This window comes from Flavimaribacter sediminis (assembly GCF_019492055.1).
GTDB lineage: Bacteria > Pseudomonadota > Alphaproteobacteria > Rhizobiales > Rhizobiaceae > Flavimaribacter > Flavimaribacter sediminis.
In genome coordinates, this window is record NZ_JAICBX010000004.1 from 52137 (window position 1) to 70305 (window position 18169).

Genomic DNA, 18169 nt, shown 5'->3' on the forward strand with positions numbered 1-18169 from the left:
ACCCAAGGCGCCGCTCCAGATTCATCCTGGTGAACCCCTATACCACATGCCGCAGAAAATTGCACGTAAAAGTTCCTGCTTTGTTCTCTCTCTTGCAATGGTCTGCCGGGCCGCCATCTTTCCGCTCCAAAAACGTGTGGCCCCTGCCTATACTCGCCCTGACCGATTCCCTTCCGGAGGCATTCATGGGACTGCTGGCGCGACTTTCCTCCGTCAATCTGTCGATCTGGGTCATCATTGGCGCGTTGTCGGGGATCTTCTGCGGCGTCTTTATCGGCGAGTATGCGGCCAACCTGGAGCCGCTCGGCTCGATCTACGTCATGCTTTTGCAGATGTGCGTCTTTCCCTTCGTCGTCTCGTCGCTTCTGCACGGCCTCGGCAGCCTGACCCCGCAAATGGCGCTTCGCCTGTTGCGCTCCGGGTGGCCGGTCTTCCTGCTTGGCTGGGCGGTGGTGTTCGCCGGCCTGTGGATCCTCTCCCAGGGCATTCCGGAGGCGCGTCCGCCGGTTCTCGTCCAGCCCTCCGAAGGCGGCGGACTGGGCGAACTCCTGTCGCTCGTCATCCCCTCCAATCCTTTCACGGACCTTACCCGGAACTACGTGCCGGCGATCGTCGTCTTTTCGGTCTTCTACGGGATCGCCATCCAGCGCTCCAGGCAGAAGGAAAGTCTTTTGTCCGCGCTCGAGACGTTTCGACAGGCGAGCGTGACCGTGTGGGGCTGGGTGGTGCGCATTGCGCCTTTCGGCGTTTTCGCGCTGTTCGCCGACCTCGCCGGAACGGTGGAAATACAATTGCTCGGCGGCCTTGTGCTTTACGCGGTGCTGTTCGTGCTCGGCGCGCTGGCGATGGCACTGTGGGTGCTGCCGTCGCTCCTGTGCGCGATCGCCCCGATGCGCTATCCCGAACTGATGCGCGACCTGCAGGAGGCGCTGGTCGTCGCCGTTGTCACCTCGCTGCCGATCACCGCCGTGCCGCTGATCATCAAGGTGACGCGCAAGATGCTCGAGGAGCGGAAGATCGACGATCCGGAGAGCGGCGAGATCATTTCGACCTCGCTTGCCGTCAGCTATCCGATCGGACAGCTCGGCAATCTGTTCGTCGCCTTCTTCATCGTCTTCGCCGCCTATTACGCGCATTCGGCCCTGCCGGCGACGGTCTGGTTCAGTCTTCCGGCCGTCACGATCCTTTCCACCGTCGGCACGCCGGTTTCGACCGTTGACGCCGTCTCCTTCATGGCGCACTGGCTGAACCTGCCGGAAGAGGTGAAGCTGCTCTATGTGGAGCTGATGACGCTGACGCGCTATCCGCAGGTTCTCGTCTCCGCAATGAGCCTCGCCTTCATCACCATCATCGCCGCATTTTCCTATTACGGGCTCGCCCGGCTGCATAAAAGACGGCTCCTCTTTTCGCTCGGATCGAGCGCGCTGCTGATGGCTGCGCTGGCGATCGGCGGCCGCGCCGCCGCGCCCTACGTGACGACCAAGGAGCCCGACCCCTATGTGAGCTTCACGCTGGACGCGGACCTGAAGGGCCGGGTCAAGGCGACGGTTCACAAGGTCGCGGACGGCGACGCGGCCACGGCGCCGGCGCGAAGCGGCGACGCCATGCAGCGCGTGCGCGAGAACGGCGTGCTGCGCGTCGGCTACGGACAGGCGCTCATTCCGTTCAGCTATTTCAACGGCGCGGGCGATCTGGTCGGCTACGACGTGGCGCTCGCCTACCGGCTGGCGGACGGTCTCGGCGTCGACCTGGAATTCTACCCGATCACCGACTGGGCGGGGCTCGGAACGGCGCTGACGGAAAACCGCTTCGACCTTGCGATCGGCGGCATCTATGTTTCCGACAAACGCCTACAGCAGGTGCGCGTGTCCGACACCTATCTCTATACGCCGCTGGCGCTGATCGCGCATGCGGACAAGGCGAAGACCTATCTCGACCTCGCCGACGTGGACACGAAAGGCCTGCGCGTCACCGTCTTCAGGGACACGATCCTCGAAGACCTGGCGCGCAAACTGTTTCCCGACGCGACCATAGAGGTGGTCGAAGACTACAGGACGCTGTCGACCAACCCCGGTTTCGACGTCGCGCTGTGGACGCAGCTTCAGGCCGAAGCCTGGGCGGAGGCCAATCCGGGCTATTCGGCGGTCGTGCCGGACAATCTGGGCAGCCCGCTCGCCATCGCCATACCGATGCCGCCCGATTCCTCGAAATTCGCCCGCTTTGTCGACGACTGGCTGTCGCTTCAGCGCGGCAACGGCTTCGAGGAGGGGCTGAAGCGCTACTGGTTCGAGGGCCAGCCGCGCAAGAGCGACGCCCCGCGCTGGAGCATCCTGAACAACGTAATCGGGAAAGGCGGCGACTGACGCCATTCGGGTCCGATGCGGGCGGCGCGGCGGCGGATGTCGCCGTTTCAGCGGATGGAATCTGGCTTTGTTTCGGGAATTCGGGATTTCGCGGTTCTTCCGGCGTGTCCGGCGGCGGGGTTTCTGCCTCCACGGGGCAATCGATCCAGGCCTTGAACGCTTTTTTCCGCCGGGCGCGGGCTTCGTTGCGGTAGCGCCTCAGCAGGCGGCCGGGATCTTCCATGCGGCGTGCGGTGCGCGGATCAACGAGCGCGGTGATGAGGCGCATCACCCGGCGATCTTCCATGCGCGTGAGGGTCTCGCCCGCGAGCGCCCGCTTCATCAGTTCGGCGTCGTCGCAATGGTCCGGGTAGGGGGCGTCCAGGTTCCTGCCTGCCTCGAAATCGGCGAGCGCGCGTTCGCAGGATTCAAGCCGCGCCTCGGCTTCCGCCAGCGCCAGGGCGCGGAAGCGGCGCTCGTCGCAGGGGATAAAATCAGTGAGCGTGAGGTCGGGTTGGGCAAGGATGATGCGGAGCCACAGGCCCACGCGCGCCGGATCGGGCCGCGCTGTAGCGCCGTGCCGGCGGGCGTTGCCGGCGACAACGGCCTTGCCGTCCGGCGTTATGGGGCCTGTGCTCTTGGCGGAATTCGCCCGGTTGCGGCGGGCGATGTGGTCGGTCACTGTTCCGTCGGGTCGTGATCGATTTCCCGGGGCGCGGCCGGGCGTTTCCTTTGCAGGGCGTTGAAATAGCGCCGGACCTCGCGGCGGCGCCGCTCCAGCGCGACGATCGCCTCGTTGTGGACGGTGACTGCGCGCTCCCAGCTGCGATAGGCCTCGCCCATCAGGTCGACCGGGTCCATTCCGAGCGCGGCGATCTCCTCATGCGCGCCGGCCTGCTTGTCCGGATTGGCCGAGGCCGCGCGCGCCGCCAGATGCTCGCCGGCCGCCTTCGCCGCCTCCTCGTCGAAGAGCTCGGCCTCGAATGTTTCGCTGTCGCCGCCGGCCTCCTTGTGCGCCTTCACGTCCTTCGCCAGTTTCGCGATATGGGCCGCGCGGCGGCTTGTCACGACCGCCTTGCAGATCGCCTGGCGGGTAATGCGGCGCAGGCCCGCCTCGCGCATGCGGCGCTGCTGGAGAAGCTCCCATTCGACGCCGATCAGGTTTTCCGCGATCACCTGCTCGTAAGGCGAGGCGGGGGCGAGGGCCGCCGCCATGGCGGCGTGGAAGGCGCTGTAGGAACCCGGATCCTCGCCGGTCATCGGCGCGCGTTCGGGCAGGATGGCGAGGAAACTGTCGAGCGCGAAGGACGCGGGCGACAGGGTGTGCAGGCTGGAAGCCATGAGCGATGCCTCATCGTGGTTGGGGGCGGGCTTCATAGCACGGATAGCGCGAAATTGCAAGAGATTGTTCGTGGTTTGTTCTGGATGAGGAAGTGCGTTGGACGAGGATAGGGCCTGAAGGACACGGGAGAGGCTCGACTGCGGTGTGAGTTACAGTAAGGGGGAGGTTGCCACGGTCGCAGGCAACAATCGGGGATTTAGTAAACTCTGTCACCGGAATACGAGTGGGAAGGTCCGTCGGAAGCAGCGTGCGCGCTATGGGAGGCAGGTGTTGTGCCGGACAGCCTATCTCCACCTCATACCGCACTTGATGCGGTATCCATACGGCAGTTCGGCGGATGACAGCGTGCGCGGACACATCTTTCGCGCCGCGGACGCGGCGCCGGCTGGATGGCGGCTCAAGGCCGCCATGAGGAAAGGGGGGTGGTTTGTTGGCGATCGGCAGCTTCAGAATTGGCACCGCGCGAGGCGTTGCCCATGTCATGATGCGCGTTCAGCTGTCCTTACCTCGCACAATGCTCACTCCGGGAGAACGCGGAGCTGCAGATCATGGAAGGTTCGAGCCCATTTTGCATGCAGAGATAACCTGAGATAATACCGGTCAGGATCGGAGGTCTTTAATGAGCAGCGTATGGAGACCAGAGAGACGAAATCGGAACGCCGGCCAATCGTGGTCCGGGTACTCAAAATCAAACGACATGCGTGTTCCGGAGAGCTGGCTTTTACGGTGACAGTTTACTCAACTCCAGATTAGTGTCATGTATGGTCATGGCACGTCTGGCGCGCATCGTCATTCCCGATCTCCCCCATCATGTTACCCAGCGTGGCAACCGGCGGGGCATGACCTTTTTCGAGGAGGGCGACTACGCGCTCTATCTCGACCTGCTTGCGGAGGCGAGCGCCCGCGCCCGTACGGAAGTATGGGCCTATTGCCTGATGCCCAACCACGTTCACATTATCCTTGTCCCCTCGGACGAGGATGGCTTGCGACGCACCTTTGCGGACCTTCACCGACGCTATACCGGTTATGTCAACGCCCGCGCCCGCACCACGGGTCATCTGTGGCAGGGGCGCTATGGATCGGTGGTCATGGACGAGGATCACCTTGCTAACGCCTTGCGCTACGTCACGCTCAATCCGGTCAGGGCGAAACTGGCGACGCGGGCAGGGGACTGGCCGTGGTCGAGCGCCAGAGCGCATCTGGCGGGCCGCGACGACAAGGTGGTCAGGGTTGCTCCGGTGCTTGAGAGGACCGGGGACTTTTCCGAATTTCTCGGCGAGCGATTTGACGAGACGAGCGCTTTTGCCGCGCTTCGGCGGGCGGAGACGATCGGGCGGCCGATCGGCAATGCGGACTGGGTAGCGGCGCTGGAGCGGCGGACGGGGCGCAACCTGACGCCTGGCAGACCCGGAAGGAAGCCCGCAATCAGGGATTGAGTAAACTGTCACCGGAATAGGAATAGCAGGCAACCATCAATGGGCTTGGCGCTGCAAATACCGACGCTGAACGCACTGGCCAGAAACAGCGCCGCAAAAAATACTCTGCTTCTTGTCATGCTTTTCTTTCCCCGTTCGGCAGTGAAGAGTTGCATGGTTGACGGGCCGCCACAACCATCTTTGAACCTCCGCCGTGAGGCAGGCGCCGTATGGATTCCGGCTCAAGGCCGGAATGAGGAGCGAGGGGGAAGGTCCGTCGTAAACAGTGGGCGCACCATGGGAGGCGGGTGTTGTGTTGAACAGCCCCTCTCCACCTCATACCGCACTTGATGCGGTATCCATACTGCCGATCGGCGTTTGACAGAGTTCACGGACACATCTTCCGCGCCGCGGACGCGGCGCCGGCTGGATGGCGGATCAGGTCCGCCATGAGGGGGATGGTTTGTTGGCGGTCAGCAGTTTCAGTATTGGCGGCTGGGCCGAGCGGCGGCGGCGATGCGTTGACGCGCTTGCAGCCTTTGCTGCGGCTCACCGCTGGCATGAGGGCGAGGTGGAAGGTTCGTTGGCGGTCAGCAGTTTCAGTATTGGCGGTTGGGCCGAGCGGCGGCGGCGATGCGTTGACGCGCTTTAGGCCTGTGCTGCGGCTCACCGCTGGCAGGAGGGCGAGGTGGAAGGTTCGTTGGCGATCAGCAGTTTCAGTATTGGCGGCTGGGCCGAGCGGCGGCGGCGATGCGTTGACGCGCTTGCAGCCTTTGCTGCGGCTCACCGCCGGTATGAGGGCGAGGTGGAAGGTTCGTTGGCGATCAGCAGTTTCAGTATTGGCGGCTGGGCCGAGCGGCGGCGGCGGCGCGTTGACGCGCTTTCGGCCTGTGCTGTGGCTCAAAGCCGGAATGCGCGCGCGGAAATGTGTGTGCTGCGGCAAGAACCTGGCTTCAGGTGGTGGAACTGAAGAATACAACCGGCTATCAATGAAGCGAACCATCTCATACGGGGGTAAAAGATGGCGCAAAGGATCTTGTCGCGTCTGTTGTTATTGATTGTCCTGACCACGCCGCTGACGGGGTGCGTCAACTATCTCTATTCCGGCACGCCTGTCGATTTCAGCAGCAACAGCCTGAAGCCGAACGAGGGATTTGTGTTCATGTCGCTTGTCCAGGGGCAGCACTGGAACGTCAACGCGATTTACAGTTTCTATTTCAGAAACGAAGCCGACGGCGGGATCGGCAAAATCACCTACACGCCCGGTCTGCTGGGCAACGAGAAGACAATCAGAAACAAGGCCGCCAACGAAAAGGGCACCGTGAAATCCTACACGCTGCCGGCCGGACAGTATCATTTTTACAAGTTCTCGATCATTCAGGGGCAATATGGCGGCTACCATGACTGGGAGCCCAAGGAAGAGTTCTCCATTCCGTTTACCGTGAGGCCGGGCAGGGCGACCTATATCGGCGAGATCACGATGTCTCCGGTGATTGGGCGAAGCCTTTTCGGCCTGCCGGTGCTCGCAGGCGGCGTATTCACCATCTCCAGCAATCCGGGGCGGGACATTCCGCTGTTCACGAAGAAATTCCCCAAGATCAATCCGCAGATCATCGTGCAGGAACCGATGCGGTCCGGCGACGCGCCGCCGGAAATCGTCAGGTTCCGGTAGGACGCTGACGCCCTTTGGCGGGACCGGGCATGGGCGGGTGAAGCGTTGGCAGGGCGGATGTGTCCGGGAGGGGGCGCCAGCCGGAGCTTTGACTGGGGGTTTGGGGGCGGCTCCGGCTGGCTTTAAATCCCGGATGTTCGTGACCGCCGGGCTCAATCCCGTCGCTTGGGGGAGCGGGTCGGGAGATGTTAACAAAACGTCAACGCGGCGATTTGGTTCCGTCGGTTTCTGAAAAAAATGCGACTGCGCGCGGCGGGTGAACGTGGAGTTGAACCAGCGCCTGGTGTAGGATCGAACGGCAACCCGGGAGGAACCAATGCCGCTTGCATCCGGATGCCAGCATGTTGCGCTGGTCACCGAAGACCTGGACCGTTTGATCGCATTTTATGAACGCATATTCGACGCCGATACGCTGTGGGTGCTGGATGAAGGGCAGGCCAGGCACGCTTTCCTCGACCTCGGCGGGGGCTTTTGCCTTCATCCGTTCGAGTTTGCCGGCGGAAGTCCGCAAGCTGCGGGACAACCGGCTTTCTTCGAAAGGGGTCATCTCGACCACATTTCCATCGCCGTTGCCAATCGCCAGACTTTCGACCTTGTGCGACAGCGGCTCGTGGAAGCCGGCGCCTGCGACGGAACGATCACCGACTGGGGCATGCTGGAGCAGGTGAACTTTCGCGATCCCGACGGAATGGACGCGGAAGTGAGTCTGCCGAAGGACGGCGAACCACGACGGTTCGAGGAGCGCTCCATGTCCGCCTGACGCCTGCAAGGAATGTCGCGGTCGCGCTGCGGCGTCGATGTCTGCGCGCCGGCGCCAGGCGCGCATTCGTGTCCGCCCGTTTGCCTTCCCGAACGGGAAGGCTATGTTTTGCTTACGCCCGCCAATGGCGCGGGGGGACATGAGGGAGGTGGAGACCATGGGAGCTTTTGACGATTTCGGGTTCGGCACCCAGATTCGCAAGTCGCCGTATTTCGACGCGACCGTGCGCTGGGGCGCGACGGGATTTTCCGTCTACAATCACATGTATATTCCGCGCGATTTCGGCGATCCGGAACAGAATTTCCGGAACCTCGTCAATGACGCGATCCTGTGCGACGTGGCCGTGGAGCGGCAGGTCGAGATTACCGGACCGGACGCGGCGCGCTTCACCCAGATGCTGACGCCGCGGGATCTTTCGACAATGCAGGTCGGGCAGTGCAAGTACATTCTGATCACCAACCAGGACGGCGGGATCCTGAACGATCCGGTGCTGCTCAGGCTCGCCGACAACCGCTTCTGGATTTCGCTGGCCGACAGCGACGTTCTGCTGTGGGCGCAGGGCGTGGCCGTGCATGCGGGCATGGACGTGGCGATTCGCGAGCCGGATGTCTCGCCGCTGCAGCTGCAGGGCCCGAAATCGGGCATGATCATGGAGGCGCTGTTCGGCGCGGAGATCGCAAGCCTGCGCTATTACCGGCTGCGCGAGATGGAACTGGACGGCATTCCGCTGGTCGTGTCGCGCACCGGGTGGTCGAGCGAACTCGGCTACGAGCTCTATTTGCAGGACGGGTCGCGCGGCGACGAATTGTGGGAGCGGATCATGGCGGCGGGCGAGCCCTTTGGCCTCAAGCCCGGCCACACCTCGACGATCCGCCGCATCGAGGGCGGCATGCTGTCCTATCACGCCGACGCCGACATCGACACGAACCCTTATGAACTCGGCCTCGACCGGCTGGTGAACCTCGACATGGAAGCCGATTTCATCGGCAAGGCGGCGCTGCGCCGCATTCGCGACGAAGGCGTGCGCCGCAGGCAGGTGGGGCTGATCATCGGCGGCGAACCGCTGAAAGGGCCGAACACCACGTTCTGGCCGGTGCGCAAGGACGGGGCGACGATCGGCAAGGTGACGTCGGCTGTGCATTCGCCGCGGCTGAAGCAGAACATCGCGCTGGCGATGGTCTTAGTGGAGCATGCGAGCGTGGGCGTCGAGGTCGAGGTGGTCACCAGGGCCGGCGCGGTTCCGGCGACGATCGCCCAGCGCCCGTTCTACGACCCGGAAAAGAAAATCGCTTCCGGATGAGCGCAACGCGGCGGCGAGTGGATTCCGGCTCGGGCTCAGGAGCCTGACGCCGGACACCCGTGAAGAAGACTGTCAATCGGGCGTTAGCCTACTGGCGCCTTGGCCCGCGGGCCGAGCGCAGTGATGATCTCTTCGACTGTCGCCGCCTTGGCGATCTTTCCGTTCATGTAGGCCAGGGAAACGCGCGCGTGCTCTTCATCGTATGAGCTGATGCAGTCTCCCGCCAGCACCACGCGAAGGTCGCGCTGGTAGGCGTCGATGGCGGCCATGCGGATGCAGGCGTGCGTATTGACCCCGCAGAGAACCAGTTGGTCCACGCCGTGTCTTTCCAGAAGCGCGTCGAGATCTGTCCTGAAGAATGCGCTGTATCGCTTCTTGACGATGGTCGCGTCGTCGGGGCTCCAGTCGAGGCCGGCGTGGAGTTCCGCGCCCCTTGTTCCCTCGATGGCGATCTTGACCGCTCTGTCGCGCATTTCAAGAAATGCGTCGCTGAGATCGGGCTTGAATTCCTGTCTCACCCAGATGACGGGGAGCGCGCGTTTTCTGAACGCGCCCGCCAGTCTGTTGGCGCCGGAGACCAGGCGCGCGACTGTCGCGTCGTCAAACTGGTCGAGGTAGTCGTTGATCAGGTCGATGATGACGAGAGCGGATTTGGCCATGCGTCTTGATGGCCAGTATTTGCATAGGATTTATGACAAAGCGCCAGGAGGGCGGACGCGGTGTCCGCCAGATGGCGGCCTATTCGGCCGCCTGTTTCCCGTCGATGCTTTCGGCCGAGGCCATGCCGGGGGCGGACGACTTGCCGCCGAGCTTGTCGCGCACGCCTTTTTCGATCCGGTCGCCGGTCTCCTTGTCGATGTTGCGCCAGTAGTCGAAGGCGCGCTGAAGCACCTTTTCGCTGACGCCGTCGCAAAGGTGGCCGACGACGTTGGAGACGAGCCGCTTGCGCGCCGGTTCGTCCATGACGTCGTTGATCAGCGCCCGCGCCTGGCTGAAATCGTCGTCGTCCTCGCGCAGCTTATAGGCCTCGCGCACCATCTCGCCGTCGGCCTGCCAGATACCGGCTTCGCCGGTCATGTCCGGCTGGGCGGCCGGGCCGCCGTATGAGTTCGGCGCATAAACCGGATCGGAGGCGTTTTCCGTGCGCATCGCGCCGTCCTTTGAATAGCTGTAGACCGGGCAGCGCGGCTTGTTGACGGGGATCTGCTTGTAGTTGACGCCGAGCCGCGCGCGATGGGCGTCGGCGTAGGAAAAGCCGCGGGCAAGCAGCATCTTGTCGGGCGAAAGACCAACGCCGGGCACCATGTTGTTCGGCTCGAACGCGGCCTGCTCGATCTCCGTGTGGAAATCGGTCGGGTTGCGGGTGAGCGTCATGCGGCCGACTTCCATCAGCGGATAGTCGGCGTGCGGCCAGACCTTGGTGAGGTCGAACGGGTTGATGCGGTAGGTTTTCGCGTCCTCGAACGGCATGATCTGCCATTTCAGCGTCCAGCTCGGGTAGTCGCCGTCGCGGATCGCGTTGAAGAGGTCCCGGCGATGGTAGTCGCCGTCGCTGCCGGCGAGCTTGTCGGCCTCGTCCTGGCTGAGATAGGCGTTGCCGTCGCCCTGGTCGGTGTGGAAGTGGAATTTCACCCAGAATTTCTCGCCGTCGGCGTTGACCAGCGAATAGGTGTGGCTCGAATAGCCGTTCATCTCGCGCCATGACTTCGGAATGCCGCGGTCGCCCATGAGGTAGGTGACCTGATGGGCGCTTTCCGGCGACAGCGTCCAGAAATCCCACTGCATGTCGTGGTCGCGCATGTCGTTGTCGGCGCGCCGCTTCTGGCTGCGAATGAACTGCTGGAACTTGATCGGGTCGCGGATGAAGAAGATCGGCGTGTTGTTGCCGACCATGTCGAAATTGCCGTCTTCGGTGTACATCTTCACCGAAAAGCCGCGCGGATCGCGCCAGGTGTCGGGGCTGCCGCGCTCGCCGGCGACGGTGGAAAAGCGGATCAGCACGTCCGTCTTGGCGCCTGGCTGGAAGACCTTCGCCTTCGTGTATTGGCTGACATCCTGCGTGACCTCGAAATGGCCGAAGGCGCCGCCGCCCTTGGCGTGGGGCTGGCGCTCGGGAATGCGCTCGCGGTTGAAGTTCGCCATCTGCTCGAGCAGGTAATGGTCGTTCAGCACGATCGGACCGTCGCGGCCGACGGTCAGCGAATGCTCGTCGCTCTGCACGCGGATACCGGCGTCGTTGGTTGTCGGGGGGACGGTCGTCTTGTTCTTGCTCATGATCGGTAACCTCGGCCTTGTTCCTTGCGTGAGTGCATGAAACAGCCAGGCGGGCGCAAGGTTCCATGCACGGGCTTTTTAGAGGCGTGGCGGGTCAGGCGGGCAGTCGCCATCGGTTGCGCTTTGGGTTAGCGTCAACCGGAGATTTGTTTGCGAGGGGACCGCGCGACCGATGAACATGCTGCCTGCATCGCGGCGACGCGTCATTCTTTCCGGCCTGATCGGCAACACGACCGAGTGGTACGACTTCTCGCTCTACGGCTATTTCGCGACCGTGATCGGCCGGCAGTTCTTTCCGGCGGACAATCCGCAGACGTCTCTGCTGGCGGCCTTCGGGGCGTTTGCGGCGGGTTTTCTGGCGCGGCCGCTGGGCGGCGTGGCGTTCGGGCGCATCGGCGACCGGCTCGGACGCAAGCGGGCGCTGATGCTGTCGATCCTGCTGATGGCGGTTCCGACGTTTCTCATCGGATGCCTGCCGACTTTCGAGACGATCGGCTTTGCCGCGCCCGTGCTGATCGTGGCGCTGCGCATGGCGCAGGGCCTATCGGCTGGCGGAGAATATACGAGTTCGGTTGCTTTTCTCGTCGAGCAGGCGCCTGAAAACGGCCGCGCGTTCAACGCGGTGTGGGCGCCCTGGGGCTCGGTGTTCGGCATCATGCTCGGCTCGGCTACGGGCTTCCTGCTGTCCTCGGCGCTAACCGACAGCCAGATCGACGCCTGGGGCTGGCGGCTGCCGTTTCTCGGCAGCGTGCTGATCGCCGGCGTCGGCTACCTGCTGCGCAACGGACTGCACGCGGGCCAGGCCGCCGGCGGCTCCGACCAGCCGTTTCGCGACGCCATCGGCCGCTATCGCGGCGTCGTGGCGAAAGTGGCGCTGCTGAACGTCGCCGTGGGCGTGGGGACCTATTCAACGCTCGTCTATTCCGTCTCCTACATGGAAAAGATCGACCAGATCGGCTCACGGGCGGCCTTCGGCCTCAACACCGCCGCCATGGGCTTCGTGCTGCTGATCACGCCGCTTGCGGCGCGGTTGTCGGACCGGATCGGCCGCAAGCCGCTGATCATCGTGGGCTGCGCGCTGTTCGCCGCCGGCGCCATTCCGTTTCTGGAACTGATCCACGGTCCGCCGCTGTCGCTGATCTTCCTGCGCAAGCTCGGCTACGTGACGGCGCTGGGCCTGCTGTTCGCCGGCGCGACCGCCTGCATGGCCGAAATGATCCCGACGGCCGTGCGCTGCACGGGGCTGGCGCTCGCCTACAATATTTCGCTCGCCTGTTTCGGCGGCGCGACGCCGCTGATCGCGACCTGGCTCTATGTTGAGACAGGAAACCCGATCGCGCCGGCCTGGTGGATTGCGGGCGGCGGCGCGGTGGGTCTGTTCACCGCGCTGTTCCTGATCCCCGAAACCCGGTTCTGGCCCCTGCCGTGAGCGGGGCGGTGGCGAATGTCGACAAATGTTCGGCAGAGCCACCGGGACAAATCTACCGACCGCGCCGGTCAGCAAAGCGGACGGACAAATCTGCCGTTCAGGGCTTCCTAACGAATGTCGACTTCGAATTCATGCCCAGCCTCAGTGAGAGCGGCAACAGCGGCGTTCATATCCCGATCGGCGACCAGAATGTGCTCCCCGTCAAACGTGCAGAGAACGAATACGCCGATACCTTTGTCACTGAGAGGTGTTACCAGTGATTTCACAATCCCGGTGGTGTGAAAGTCAAACGGTCCCATGCTGCGCAAGCATGCCCACGGCGCATCTGCTTCTATTCCTTCAGGAATGCGGTCCATTTGGCAGACAACCGTCAGTTCGTCATCCGCACGGATTAGCGCTGTGAAACCTGCCCCGCTCAACCAGTCAGGTATCGGTGCGTCCGATGCCAAACGGGAGACGCCGTAGCGACCCGGCACGCGTCGCAAGCGGATCCCGGCGCTCACGCGTCAGTTCCGCCGATTGCGGCGACAGCCTCGATCTCGATCAGGTATTCGGGACGCGCCAGCGCCGAAACGGTCAAAACTGTCACCGCGGGCGGTTGATGCTCTTTCCAGCGGTGCATTCGCACCTCCGCCAGCGCCACGGCGTCTTCGGTATTCGTGAGGAAATATGTAAGCTTCACCAGGTCTCCCATACCCATGCCTGCATGCGAGAGCAGGGCCTCGATATTGTCGAGCGCCTGTTCGGCCTGCTCGCGAAAAGATGTCCGCAAGACGCCGCAGGGCGCTACGCCGAATTGACCTGAGACGAACATCCATTTCTCTGCGCCCTCAACGGCGGTCGCATGGCTGTAGATCGTCGTGAAATTGTCTGGAACTGCCCAGACTGTATTCGGATTGACTGGTTCAATAGACGCTGGCATGGCGTTCTCCTTCTATGGTTTTAGAAGAAGGACATTCCCGCTTACTCTGCCAGCGGAAGCTTCATCTTCAGCGATGATGCCTGACGTTATCACACGAATTACCGTTTTCAAGGGTCGACAGCAGACAATTGCGCGTCATGCAGAATCTGTCACTCTGGCTCAATGCGGCCGGCTGACCCCGCTGGCCAGATCACCCTCCCGGGAAATAAAGCAGAGACTGCAGTTTGACATGCCGGCGTGACTTAAACTCCCGAAGAGAAGCCTCGGACGGCGAGCCATTCGTTGCGGATGTCCTTGCGTTGCCGGATGTCGGCGGGCGCGCCTTCGAAAGCCACTTCGCCGGGCGCCCGGGCGCCGGGCGTCTCGCTCGGTATCCTCCGAAGAGGGGAAGGCCGCGCGTCTCCGTCTGTGCGCTCAACACGGTTCCTGTCTCGGCCTCCGTGATGGAAAGTGTTTCGCGGTTCTCGCCCCCGAAGGCGACGTTCGTCGTGTGCAGCCCTGTTGACGAGACGAAGCGGCGCGCCGGGTCTGCTCACGGCGCTGTTTCCGGGTTCCGACCGCTTCCGGGAGTGGCGGGCGAATGCCGATGATCGACTTCGGCAGAGCCGCCGGGATATATCAACCGACCGCGCAGGTCAGCAAAGCGGATATTTATACCGTCAAGGTTCGGGTGCGGATGTCTAGAGTGGGGCCGGAAGCGGATTGACGGCTTCGAGGAGCATTCCGGGCGAATTAGTCATTCAAATCACTGACGCACCTGTTGTTGGGCGCCATCCTGTAGGCCGATGTGCCTAGATCGCTACGCAACCGCAAGTATGGTGAAAAACTGCCTGCACTGCCAAATTCGACAAAGGCGGCCTGTGGAAAATTCCTCACCCCATCAAGCCGTTCTGGTCGTGAGATGCGACGGGAAAGTCGCAGCCTCCAAGTCAAGGAGATGGAAAGTGACAGGCACAATGAAGTACATCAGACATGCAGCTGTGCTGACCCTCGCTGCGGTTGCATTCGGCGCAACAGGATTATTGACACCTCCCGTCAAGGAAGCCCGTGCTCAGCAAACGCTCTACAACATTTACATCAACCTCTACGATACGCCGCCCACGGTACATGTAGACAGGCTCAATTGGTCTTCCCGGGGATATATACTCCAAAACGGTCCCTACTATTCAGAATCAGCTGCCTGGGCCAATGCATGCGCCGCCGTTGCAACAGGCAGGTACCAATCCACAAATCCGGAGCTTTGCGGCGGTTAGACCAACATGTTCGAGCAAGGCATGCCAGAAAAAACATATGCATCACATACCGGAAAATAACGGGAGCGCGGGCATATTGCCCTCGCTTCGTTTCTGCTCGTGCGGATTTGCGTGATAGTCTGGCTTCAACTACATTTTCGACAAGCCGGCCTTTTGCTGTGCATCGAACCGGCAAACTCCATGTCCCTCAACTTGCTGTCGCATATCCCCCAGTCACGAGGCGGTGAATGAACGGGTTGCAGAAAGTCCTCCTAGCCGATGATCATCCGATCTTCCGTACGGGTGTCAGGCATGTTCTGGAAGCGAACGGGACTTTCTCTATCGTCGCGGAAGTTGGCGATGGCCGGGCCGCGCTCTCGCAAATCGATATTCTCAAACCGCACTTCGTTGTCCTTGATCTGAACATGCCGGAGATAGATGGCTTCAGCGTTTTGAAACGCATCAAGGCGATCGGTAATCCCGCGAAGGTGGTGATCGTTTCCATGCATGCCGCAGAGAGTTATGCGAAACGGGCCTACGAGTTGGGAGCAATCGGCTTCATTGCCAAGGAAGATGCGCCATCGGAGATCGTCAGCGTCTTGCAGAATTCCAATGGCGAATTCTACATGAGCCAATCCGTCGGCAATCCCGACCCCCGGTTCGCACCAGCGGTTGGAGAAACCGAAGACCGGCATGATTTTTCCACACTCACCAATGCCGAGCGCAACGTGCTGGTTCTGCTTTCTTTCGGAAAGACCAGTAAGGAGATCGCGCTGGAACTCAACATCTCACCGCGGACCGTTCAGGCGCATCGGCGAAATATCGCTGACAAGCTCGATGTTCACGGTACGAACCGGCTTCTGGAAATAGCGATCAGTCACAGAACCACGCTTATCGGCATCAAGTAATCTGTGCTCTAAGTCTTGCCTGGTGTTTTCGAATCCGTTCGCTCGACCAGAGCCCGCAGGCCCTGAACGGCACTTTCCATATCCTGAAAGAAAATTTCATTCGGATCGTATCCCAGCGCCTGGGCGAGCGTTCCGAGCGCATAGGAATTCAGGTCGGAAACGATCAGTACAACGGGCACCTCAAAAGGGTAAAAGCGGTAGATACGCAGAAACGCGCTCATGTCGTCCCCCCAGACATATTCCATTTGCCTGAAATCCAGAATGGCTGCTTGAGTGCCCGTCAACGCAACCCCCATCAATAGAACCGCCTCAATCAACCGGGCGTCAGGTCTGCCGTGAGATCCAGGTCCATATTCGCCGGCAAATCGCACCAGCAGCGCTGAAAACATATTTCTCCTGTGATCTGCAAAGACCAGATGAGGAGCGATATCCCATTGAAGCCCGCTTCCGGACATGGCCTCTTCGCAGTTCTTGAGAAGCTTTGCCTCCAATCTCGCGAAGCGAAGTCGTTTGATGGAAAACGACGCAAGCAGGGCTCTCGACAATGCTGCAATCCTTGAGAAAATCAATTCGTTCATGTCGACAGAACTTATCGACACCCTCTGGACGGTTGGCTTGAAGTGCCGGATTCAACGGAAGACGGCCCCTGTCGTTTCCATTTTGAGAGGATTGCCGAGGAAACAGCATGCTTCAATAGGCAAGAATGCTTAGTGGTTTGCTGCCGTTGCCGATGCGCGGAACGCCAATGCCGCGGTAGGATTGCCGGAATCGCAACGTTGGATCTCGGGTAAAACAGCATGAACGCGAGCGACCTGTTCCAGGAGGAAATATTCGATTTCCTGATCGACAACGCTGATTACCAACACGTCCGCGCATTGCTGCTACCGAGTGCCAGTTACATAAGGCTCTACGATCATTATCCCATCGCAAGCATGGACTGGTGGCGTGTGTCCGTACCTTTGAGCGAAACGGGACCCAATCGGCAAGTCGATGTCTCGGGGCTTCGCATGACCGTTGATCTCAAGCTGACGGAGTTCCGGGACGTTCTCGGTGAACTTGAGAAAAGCATGATAGGAAGCGGTCTTACCCTGGTTCAAAGCCATCGGCCGCTGCCCGGGAATTTACACCCGCGGGGATTCCGACGGGAAGATACGATGCTCCGGGTTCTCAAGAAGAACAGCGCCGCTCTTCTCGTGGAGCTGCCGCATCGTGTCGAGACAGCAGGTTTTACTGTTTTCGGCCGCCGGAACTACGACTATCTGGTGGAGAACCAGATCATCGAGGCAATTGAAGGGGCTTAGAATACGGAAGTTCCAACGCGTCAAAACCGGTCATTGAACCTGTCTAGACTAGCTAGTTCGGACGCGGCGCCACCATTCTAACGGGTCCTTGCCCTTCGTTGCGCTGCTCGTCTTCCAGATTGATGCATTCGCCCTGGTAGTGCAGCCGATAACCAGGCGGACACTCTGATCCTGAGACTGTTTTAGGGGAATATTGAGCGTGACAGGGAACCCGTGCCCCGGTCGGATTGCTCGGCAACAGGAAGTAACGCCCCGCCTCGACATCGATTATCCCGCCCTGCCTGTTGCTCAGATGGAGCGCCTTCAGGCTGTCTTTGACATCAGGCAGATCGTCACTGGTCATCGTGACGAGTTCGACCCGCATGGCAAAGCCGGTTTCGTTTTGTATCTGGAGCGTCGCTGCCACGGCAAATCCCGTGGGAACAATCAGATGCGCAAGCGATATCACGGCGATGCGTGTCAGTGCACAGAACATGGAAAGCCGGAAATCCCCCATTTCTTTCCTCCCGGAATGCGTCAGACGATGTGATCGATATTCGACCACTCGGGTTCGATGGGTGTGCCGGCGCCACCGCTTGCAGAATGGAACAGATAGATCAGCGGTCTGCCTTCCTCGACGCGGAAAGTGATCTGCCGGTCAAAGCCCTGGCTTATCTTGTCATGCCATACGATGTGATATTGGTATCCAGTGGCTGTTGATCGTACGGCGATGTACAAAGGGCGGCCGTCAAGCTCCGTGGTGTCAAGGACGTCCTTGAACATTGGACCTGCTTCATCGCCCCAAACGACGCACCATTTTTCCTCAGGGTCTGATACGAATTCCTCGTCAGGCAGATTGTGACTGGCATTCGTCGACGCCGAAAAGCAAAGCCTCCCTCCGATCAGGAGAGGCGTCCACGGTCTTGCCTCAAGATAGGGAAAGGCTGGTGATATCCATTCTCCCCACCTCCAATGCCACCCTTTGGGGCTTTCGAATTTTTCAAAATCGAACATTGTGATCACTTGTTTTTCAGCAGGACCAATCACCACGTTCAATCTGAGGGGATCTGTATCGCCGGTTTCGAAGATCGCCGTTATAGACCAACTGGCAGGCCGTTGTTTGCGCCTTTGCCCTGTTTTGATGTGTGTAGGGTTCCAAAACCGACCAACGGGTATCGCCCTGCATTTCGGACATCGGCGCAACCCAGATCGTTCGGGAACCATCATGGTAGACAGCCCAGGCCCAACCCTGTGCAGAGGCGCCTCCCGCTGAAAGGTTCGATAGCAATACGA

General features: G+C 61.1%; 19 protein-coding genes. 10 read left to right on the forward strand and 9 right to left on the reverse strand.

Translation table 11 applies throughout. The annotated features are described in order from the left end of the window. Nucleotides 1-185 precede the first annotated feature (185 nt). A complete protein-coding gene (locus tag K1W69_RS19260; RefSeq protein WP_220230078.1) occupies nt 186-2363 on the forward strand; it encodes a cation:dicarboxylate symporter family transporter in 2178 nt (725 codons plus the stop codon). 67 nt (nt 2364-2430) lie between these two features. After that, the gene (locus K1W69_RS19265) at nt 2431-3042 is read left to right on the forward strand and encodes a hypothetical protein (protein ID WP_220230079.1); all 612 of its coding nucleotides are present in this window, start codon (nt 2431-2433) and stop codon (nt 3040-3042) included. Here the strand turns inward: K1W69_RS19265 and K1W69_RS19270 are convergent. Further along, nucleotides 3021-3743, reverse strand: a complete 723-nt coding sequence (locus K1W69_RS19270) for a hypothetical protein (protein WP_220230080.1) — start codon at nt 3741-3743, stop codon at nt 3021-3023. The genes K1W69_RS19265 and K1W69_RS19270 overlap by 22 nt on opposite strands. Before the next feature lie 702 nt (nt 3744-4445). On the opposite strand from K1W69_RS19270, the gene K1W69_RS19275 reads away from it, so the two are divergent. Next, nucleotides 4446-5120 (forward strand): transposase, encoded by a 675-nt coding sequence (locus K1W69_RS19275; RefSeq protein WP_258571218.1) that lies wholly within the window; start codon nt 4446-4448, stop codon nt 5118-5120. A gap of 367 nt (nt 5121-5487) precedes the next feature. Here K1W69_RS19275 and K1W69_RS19280 read toward each other — a convergent pair whose 3' ends face one another. Beyond that, on the reverse strand, nt 5488-6042 hold the full coding sequence (locus tag K1W69_RS19280) for a hypothetical protein (RefSeq protein ID WP_220230081.1): 555 nt from the start codon (nt 6040-6042) through the stop codon (nt 5488-5490). A 78-nt stretch (nt 6043-6120) separates the two neighbouring features. Here K1W69_RS19280 and K1W69_RS19285 point away from each other — a divergent pair, with 78 nt between their 5' ends. The 3 genes from K1W69_RS19285 (at nt 6121) to K1W69_RS19295 (ending at nt 8831) form a co-directional block, all read left to right on the forward strand. Next, on the forward strand, nt 6121-6771 hold the full coding sequence (locus tag K1W69_RS19285) for a hypothetical protein (RefSeq protein WP_220230082.1): 651 nt from the start codon (nt 6121-6123) through the stop codon (nt 6769-6771). Nucleotides 6772-7087: 316 nt separating this feature from the next. Beyond that, nucleotides 7088-7531: a VOC family protein gene (locus K1W69_RS19290; RefSeq protein WP_220230083.1), complete on the forward strand. Its 444-nt coding sequence runs from the start codon at nt 7088-7090 to the stop codon at nt 7529-7531. Nucleotides 7532-7688: 157 nt separating this feature from the next. Then, a complete protein-coding gene (locus K1W69_RS19295) occupies nt 7689-8831 on the forward strand; it encodes a glycine cleavage T C-terminal barrel domain-containing protein (RefSeq protein ID WP_220230084.1) in 1143 nt (380 codons plus the stop codon). Nucleotides 8832-8914: 83 nt separating this feature from the next. On the opposite strand, the gene K1W69_RS19300 is transcribed toward K1W69_RS19295, so the two are convergent. Together K1W69_RS19300 and K1W69_RS19305 are read right to left on the reverse strand one after the other, a co-directional pair. Beyond that, on the reverse strand, nt 8915-9490 hold the full coding sequence (locus K1W69_RS19300) for a cysteine hydrolase family protein (RefSeq protein WP_220230085.1): 576 nt from the start codon (nt 9488-9490) through the stop codon (nt 8915-8917). Between the two features lie 79 nt (nt 9491-9569). Beyond that, entirely contained in the window at nt 9570-11105 is a 1536-nt protein-coding gene (locus K1W69_RS19305; protein ID WP_220230086.1) for a catalase, read from the reverse strand. Between the two features lie 172 nt (nt 11106-11277). Here K1W69_RS19305 and K1W69_RS19310 point away from each other — a divergent pair, with 172 nt between their 5' ends. After that, on the forward strand, nt 11278-12534 hold the full coding sequence (locus K1W69_RS19310) for an MFS transporter (RefSeq protein ID WP_220230087.1): 1257 nt from the start codon (nt 11278-11280) through the stop codon (nt 12532-12534). A gap of 107 nt (nt 12535-12641) precedes the next feature. Here K1W69_RS19310 and K1W69_RS19315 read toward each other — a convergent pair whose 3' ends face one another. Together K1W69_RS19315 and K1W69_RS19320 are read right to left on the reverse strand one after the other, a co-directional pair. Continuing rightward, nucleotides 12642-13037: an ACT domain-containing protein gene (locus tag K1W69_RS19315; protein ID WP_220230088.1), complete on the reverse strand. Its 396-nt coding sequence runs from the start codon at nt 13035-13037 to the stop codon at nt 12642-12644. Beyond that, nucleotides 13034-13456 carry a RidA family protein gene (locus K1W69_RS19320; RefSeq protein WP_220230089.1) on the reverse strand — a complete coding sequence of 141 codons (423 nt, stop codon included), beginning with the start codon at nt 13454-13456 and terminating at the stop codon, nt 13034-13036. Before K1W69_RS19320 ends, K1W69_RS19315 begins: the two co-directional genes overlap by 4 nt. Before the next feature lie 580 nt (nt 13457-14036). Here K1W69_RS19320 and K1W69_RS27125 point away from each other — a divergent pair. After that, nucleotides 14037-14162 (forward strand): hypothetical protein, encoded by a 126-nt coding sequence (locus K1W69_RS27125; protein ID WP_258571219.1) that lies wholly within the window; start codon nt 14037-14039, stop codon nt 14160-14162. Between the two features lie 774 nt (nt 14163-14936). After that, complete coding sequence (locus tag K1W69_RS19325) at nt 14937-15596, forward strand: response regulator transcription factor (RefSeq protein WP_220230090.1); 660 nt, start codon at nt 14937-14939, stop codon at nt 15594-15596. 8 nt (nt 15597-15604) lie between these two features. On the opposite strand, the gene K1W69_RS19330 is transcribed toward K1W69_RS19325, so the two are convergent. After that, the gene (locus tag K1W69_RS19330; protein WP_220230091.1) at nt 15605-16174 is read right to left on the reverse strand and encodes a hypothetical protein; all 570 of its coding nucleotides are present in this window, start codon (nt 16172-16174) and stop codon (nt 15605-15607) included. Nucleotides 16175-16393: 219 nt separating this feature from the next. Here K1W69_RS19330 and K1W69_RS19335 point away from each other — a divergent pair, with 219 nt between their 5' ends. Then, entirely contained in the window at nt 16394-16897 is a 504-nt protein-coding gene (locus K1W69_RS19335) for a hypothetical protein (protein ID WP_220230092.1), read from the forward strand. Between the two features lie 52 nt (nt 16898-16949). Here K1W69_RS19335 and K1W69_RS19340 read toward each other — a convergent pair whose 3' ends face one another. After that, entirely contained in the window at nt 16950-17393 is a 444-nt protein-coding gene (locus K1W69_RS19340) for a hypothetical protein (RefSeq protein WP_220230093.1), read from the reverse strand. Nucleotides 17394-17413: 20 nt separating this feature from the next. Next, nucleotides 17414-18103, reverse strand: coding sequence for a hypothetical protein (locus K1W69_RS19345; protein WP_220230094.1), 690 nt, complete (start codon nt 18101-18103; stop codon nt 17414-17416). Between the last annotated feature and the right edge of the window lie 66 nt (nt 18104-18169).

Excerpts from the sequence above, each read along its gene's own strand:
- K1W69_RS19275 (WP_258571218.1), top strand. The coding sequence starts at position 4,446 with ATGGTCATGGCACGTCTGGCGCGCATCGTCATTCCCGATCTCCCCCAT.
- K1W69_RS19335 (WP_220230092.1), top strand. The coding sequence starts at position 16,394 with ATGAACGCGAGCGACCTGTTCCAGGAGGAAATATTCGATTTCCTGATC.
- K1W69_RS19340 (WP_220230093.1), bottom strand. The coding sequence starts at position 17,393 with ATGGGGGATTTCCGGCTTTCCATGTTCTGTGCACTGACACGCATCGCC.
- K1W69_RS19320 (WP_220230089.1), bottom strand. The coding sequence starts at position 13,456 with ATGCCAGCGTCTATTGAACCAGTCAATCCGAATACAGTCTGGGCAGTT.
- K1W69_RS27125 (WP_258571219.1), top strand. The coding sequence starts at position 14,037 with ATGCCGATGATCGACTTCGGCAGAGCCGCCGGGATATATCAACCGACC.
- K1W69_RS19290 (WP_220230083.1), top strand. The coding sequence starts at position 7,088 with ATGCCGCTTGCATCCGGATGCCAGCATGTTGCGCTGGTCACCGAAGAC.
- K1W69_RS19345 (WP_220230094.1), bottom strand. The coding sequence starts at position 18,103 with ATGATGGTTCCCGAACGATCTGGGTTGCGCCGATGTCCGAAATGCAGG.
- K1W69_RS19305 (WP_220230086.1), bottom strand. The coding sequence starts at position 11,105 with ATGAGCAAGAACAAGACGACCGTCCCCCCGACAACCAACGACGCCGGT.
- K1W69_RS19300 (WP_220230085.1), bottom strand. The coding sequence starts at position 9,490 with ATGGCCAAATCCGCTCTCGTCATCATCGACCTGATCAACGACTACCTC.
- K1W69_RS19285 (WP_220230082.1), top strand. The coding sequence starts at position 6,121 with ATGGCGCAAAGGATCTTGTCGCGTCTGTTGTTATTGATTGTCCTGACC.
- K1W69_RS19330 (WP_220230091.1), bottom strand. The coding sequence starts at position 16,174 with ATGAACGAATTGATTTTCTCAAGGATTGCAGCATTGTCGAGAGCCCTG.
- K1W69_RS19325 (WP_220230090.1), top strand. The coding sequence starts at position 14,937 with ATGAACGGGTTGCAGAAAGTCCTCCTAGCCGATGATCATCCGATCTTC.
- K1W69_RS19310 (WP_220230087.1), top strand. The coding sequence starts at position 11,278 with ATGAACATGCTGCCTGCATCGCGGCGACGCGTCATTCTTTCCGGCCTG.
- K1W69_RS19295 (WP_220230084.1), top strand. The coding sequence starts at position 7,689 with ATGGGAGCTTTTGACGATTTCGGGTTCGGCACCCAGATTCGCAAGTCG.
- K1W69_RS19260 (WP_220230078.1), top strand. The coding sequence starts at position 186 with ATGGGACTGCTGGCGCGACTTTCCTCCGTCAATCTGTCGATCTGGGTC.